Annotated in this window: 3 protein-coding genes; all 3 read left to right on the top strand. The window is 37.5% G+C overall.

Annotation, left to right across the window (positions count from 1 at the left end):
* Positions 1-153 precede the first annotated feature (153 nt).
* Genes RMY63_RS41040 through RMY63_RS41030 form a run of 3 tightly spaced genes read left to right on the top strand, consistent with a single transcriptional unit; the run spans position 154 to position 4,878 of the window.
* Positions 154-2,169, top strand: coding sequence for a Mu transposase C-terminal domain-containing protein (locus RMY63_RS41040; protein ID WP_322734166.1), 2,016 nt, complete (start codon positions 154-156; stop codon positions 2,167-2,169).
* Positions 2,163-3,302, top strand: a complete 1,140-nt coding sequence (locus RMY63_RS41035; RefSeq protein WP_322734165.1) for an ATP-binding protein — start codon at positions 2,163-2,165, stop codon at positions 3,300-3,302. Before RMY63_RS41040 ends, RMY63_RS41035 begins: the two co-directional genes overlap by 7 nt.
* The gene (locus tag RMY63_RS41030; protein ID WP_322734164.1) at positions 3,292-4,878 is read left to right on the top strand and encodes a TniQ family protein; all 1,587 of its coding nucleotides are present in this window, start codon (positions 3,292-3,294) and stop codon (positions 4,876-4,878) included. The genes RMY63_RS41035 and RMY63_RS41030 overlap by 11 nt, the downstream gene beginning before the upstream one ends.
* Positions 4,879-5,068: the final 190 nt, after the last annotated feature.

Here is a 5,068-nt window from a genome sequence, read left to right as displayed (position 1 = left end):
TTACAAAGCCAGTTTGGGCTTTATTTGGGCTTAATTTTTGTTTAAGTCCCGTTAGATACAGAAATTGATTGGATTAAATACAGAAATCGACTATTTCTCAAAGCCTATGCTACTGAAGATTACCAAATTGACCCAGAAATAGCTGAAAATTTGGTGAAGTTAATTAGCTTAAATCCGGGTATAAGTTATTGGGAGATGATTCATACTCAACAGAGCAATCCTGATGACATAAATGCTTTAATAGCTACACAAAAAATTTACATTAATTTGAGTGCTGCACCCTTAGCAGAGCCAGAAAAAGTACAGCTTTTCCGTGACCAAGAAATCGCGGTAGCTTATGTACAAATGATGAAATCACAACCCAATAACGGAACGATTCTGAATATTTTAGATGTTAAACCCAATCAACTGGAACCTAAAACTCATAATCAAGTAAAAATGTCTCCAAAAGCAATGGAGCGTTTTTTGAAAGCTAGTCCTGAAGACTTGGCAGAAGCTAACCGAAGATATGAAGTAATTGAACCTTATCTTAATGACAGTTATAGAGATAAAGAAACTGTTCCACAACGTACTATTCGCAGATGGAAAGCTAAGTTTATAGCAGCACAAAAGGCGTACAAATGTGGTTATATTGGGCTGCTAAATAACTCTAATGCTAGAGGCAATCGCTTACCCAGAATTTCTCAATCGTCTCAAGATTTCATTGACAAAATAATTGAAGAATATTATGAAACTTTTCAACAAAGAAGCAAACTAGCTGTTTATGGAATTCTAGCAAGAGAATGGGAGAAAGCAGGTCTAACAGATAAGCTGCCTAGCTACGCTACATTTTGTTCTAGAATTCAACATCGTTCTGGTTATAGGCAAACAAAAAAACGTAAGGGAAACAGAGCAGCTTATCAACAATCTTTATTGTATTGGGAGTTGAAATTAACCACGCCATGTCATGGCGACCGTCCATTTGAGATAGCACACATTGACCATACGCAACTGGATATTGAGTTAGTATGCTCTCGAACAGGTTATCTTCTTGGTAGACCTTGGGCAACTCTGTTAATAGATGCTTACAGCCGACGTATTCTCGCAGTTTACCTAACTTTTGACGAGCCAAGCTACCGTAGTTGCATGATGGTATTAAGAATCTGCGTACAGCGATTTGAGAAATTACCAGAGACAATAGTTGTTGACGGTGGGACAGAATTTAGTAGTACATACTTTGAGACATTGTTAGCTGCTTTTGAATGTACCAAAAAGCAGCGACCAGCTGCGAAAGCCAGATTTGGTTCAATTATTGAACGTATTTTTGGAACTACAAATACAGAGTTTTTTTATAATCTCAGAGGCAATACTCAAATTACTAAGAATGTCCGCCAAGTCACGAAATCAAATAATCCCAAAAATCAAGCTGTTTGGACACTAGATCAACTCTACGAAAACTTTTGTTCGTATTGTTACGAATTTTATGATTGCCGAGAACATCCAACATTAGGACAAAGCCCACGTCAAAATTTTATGTCAGGGCTAAACTCAAGTGGTTATCGCCCTCAGAAACAGATTGTTTATGATGATAATTTTAAGATTTTTACCTTACCTTCTACACCTAAAGGAACAGCAAAAGTTCAACAAAGTAGAGGCGTGAAAATTAATTATCTCTACTATTGGTCAATTGATGATTCGTTCATAAGACCAGAAATTGAAGGAACTAATGTACCTATTCGTTACGACCCTTTTGATATGGGGACTGCTTATGCTTACGTTAAGGGACGTTGGATACGCTGTATTTCTGAATATTACAAATACTTCCAAAATCGTTCCGAAAAAGAAGTGAACATAGCTAGCACACAATTACGTCGAAAAAGGCAGAAACACACTCAAAGAATTACTCTATCTGCTCAAGAGAAAGCTACATATTTAGAAGGAACTGAAGCCCAAGAAACTTTGTTATTACAACGCTTACATGATTTAGCACAACAAGATATTTTGGTTTTGATTGAAAAAAGCTCAGTTATTGAAAGTAAATTAAGTAAACACAATTATTTAGCTAATGTTCAAGATGTAGATAAAAATATTTTGGCAGGTTCAGAAATCATTAAAAAGCCAAAATCATCAGCAAAAAAATTAATAGATTTAACCAAAATAGAAGCTTACAATACAGAGGAGCTATGGTAAAAATTCAGTCGCACTCTTTTCCAGAAGAACTTCTCTTACAGCCGAACGATATCAAAACTGATTATTTCAAAAGTATCACTATTCCACATCAAAGGCTCAAACAAGCCTTAGATACTTTATTAATTAATATTCTGGAGCCAGCTGACACTTTAGTATTTTTAGTTTTTGGTGTGACTGGTGTAGGAAAAACAACCTTACGCTTGCGTCTGGAAAATCTGCTAAATTACGAATTTCTCCCCTCATTACGCAAAAATCCTGGTCAAATTGCTGTTGCTGGTATTGAAGCTATTCCAACAGAACAAGGAAAGTTTAGCTATAAAGATTATTACACTCGCGCCCTAGAATCCCTTCAGGAAGTTTTGATTGAATACAAAATTGATTATGAAATTCCTCACGGTGAGGCAAAGGATTTGGGGTTGTTAAATCGGGCTTACCGCCAAGATTCGCCTGCATTACGCCGAGCAATGGAAAAAGCATTTCGTTATCGTCAGGTAAAAGCTTTTACTGTAGACGAGGCACAGCATTTATTTATGATGGCAGGCGGACACCAGATGTTACAGCAAATGAACTGGATTAAGTCTATTGCTAATCTTACTGGTACAGTACATATTTTATTTGGAACTTATGAACTGCTTAACTGTCCTACCTTGAATGGGCAAATAGGGCGGCGTAGCGAAGATATTCACCTGTTACCTTACCAAGCTGATAACCCAGAAGATATTGCTGAATTTATCAGAGTAATTAGAACTTTTCAACGCCACATTCCGCTTGTACAAGAACCAAAATTAGAACAACACTATGAGTATCTTTTTTCTGGCTCAGTTGGCTGTGTGGGGCTATTGAAGAATTGGTTAACTCGTTCTTTGAGAGTTGCCTATTCTGAAGAAGCTCGGACTCTTAATAGCAAACATCTTAAATTAGGTGCTTTTTCTGCATCCCGGCTCAACAAAATTAAGGAAGAAGCACAACAGGGATTTAAACGCTTTCAAGAAGAATCCAGTTTTTTTGAGCGGCAATATTCAACAGAATATGGAATAAAAATGCCAGCCAAACATTCCCAACTCAAAAAAGGTCGTGTTGGACAAAGAAAACCTAAAAGAGATGATGTAGGGGTAAATTCAGATGATGACTAACATGGCGGTTAACGATGAATTGTGGCTGAAAGAACCAGAATTTACTCCCAGTCCTAGCCGTTTGTTTCATCTGGAACCGATTGGACTTGGTACTTGTTATGTTGAAAGTCTGACTAGCTATGTTGCTCGTCTAGCCGCAGCTCATAGCGTATTGCCTGGAACTTTATTGGCTAGAGAGATAAAACCAATAGTTGGGCATAACCATACTACCAATCCCTTGAATTCTAAAAGTATTGTAAGTTTGTATGGGCAAGCTTCTGTAAAAGCTTTAAACGGAACACAAATTGGAGCTAAACAGCTGGTTTTTGCTCTAGAAATATTGACAAAACGTACTGACTTACAGTTTTTGACAATGCTACCTTGGGCAAAAGTCTTCCCAGTTTTGGGATTGCTCAAGCATTCTCATACTTGGTGTCCTTATTGCTATCAAGACTGGTTAAATAATCAACAAGTCATTTATTCACCTCTACTGTGGGCTTTGAAACCCGCTAGAATTTGTCCCATCCATTATCGATTTTTAGAATCAAAATGTCCTCACTGTGGCCTTGAATTTTTACACCTGTGGCATAACTCACGACCTGGATTTTGTCTCAAATGTGGTGGTTGGTTGGGGATTAACTATGAAGTATCTTTGCCAGATAAGAGATTGTTCGAGGAGATACCCAATTTACAGCAAGAGATTTGGATAGTTAAGACTTTAGGAAATTTAATTGCTCAAGCTCCTGAATTGCCTTGTCCACCTCCAAGAGAGACTATTAAAACAATCCTAGAAGCTTACGTCTATCAATATACTCAAGGTAATGTTTCCGCTTTTGGTCGTTGGCTTGGGTTATCGAGATATGAAATTCTACATTGGTATTCAGGTGTAGCCATCCCAAATTTAGATAAACTTTTGAAAATCTGCTATGCCTTATCAACTAATCTTGTCGATTTTCTTCAACTTAAAATATTACCTCTAACTCTTAACCAGCTAGTTTCTCTACCTGCTCCTAAAGCGAAAAAATTATCATCACAGCCTGCTTTAGTTACTTCAAATAGTAGTCCTAAGTGCGAACGAGTTATTCAGGCGATGCAGCTAGCTACTGAAGAAGAACCACCTCCTTCTTTAACTCAATTAGCTGTTCGTTTAGGATTCAAAACTCCTAATAGTTTAACTGCTTGCTCAAAATCTTTATCAGCATCTTTGGCTACTAGATATAGTGAATATCAACAGCAGCTAAGATTTTTGCACATAAGAAACATACTTGAATTAGCTTTGTTTAGCGACGAGTATCCACCACCTTCTCTAAGAAAAATAGCTAAGAGAACTGGTGTTGGTTTGGCTACTTTCTACCACTATTGCCCTATTGTGTGCCATGCTATTTCTTTACGCTATAAAGATTACCGCAAATTCGTCCATAAACTAGCTATTGAGCAAGGCTGTCGAGAAGTGCGCCAACTCGCTCCAGTACTTTATGCACAAGGCATTACCCCTACTGCTAAAAATCTTAGAAAATTTATGCCTCATCCCTCTTCGCTGTGGCGGGCTGAGGTAATTGATGTTTTGAGGCAGATAAGACTGGATCTTTCACAGTAAATCTTATTTATTCGCCTTTCTCTAAGGTTTTACTACTGCGGCCACTTTATGCTTTAAAAACGGCCACTTTATCCTTTAAGTGACATACAGAGTGAAGTATTTCGTGACCGTTTGGCTAAATTATCGTTCAAATCACAATTTGACACGAATTGTTTCTTCAGTCGGTAACTGTTCATCATTATAGTCATAC

Origin of the sequence: Nostoc sp. ChiQUE01b, assembly GCF_034531255.1 — a bacterium.
GTDB lineage: Bacteria > Cyanobacteriota > Cyanobacteriia > Cyanobacteriales > Nostocaceae > Nostoc.
The sequence above is the reverse complement of the archived record's forward strand: the minus strand, read 5'-3'. Positions and strand labels throughout refer to the sequence as shown.

What these genes read in the sequence shown, in the direction of transcription:
- RMY63_RS41030 (WP_322734164.1), top strand. Translation starts at nt 3,292, where the DNA reads ATGATGACTAACATGGCGGTTAACGATGAATTGTGGCTGAAAGAACCA.
- RMY63_RS41035 (WP_322734165.1), top strand. Translation starts at nt 2,163, where the DNA reads ATGGTAAAAATTCAGTCGCACTCTTTTCCAGAAGAACTTCTCTTACAG.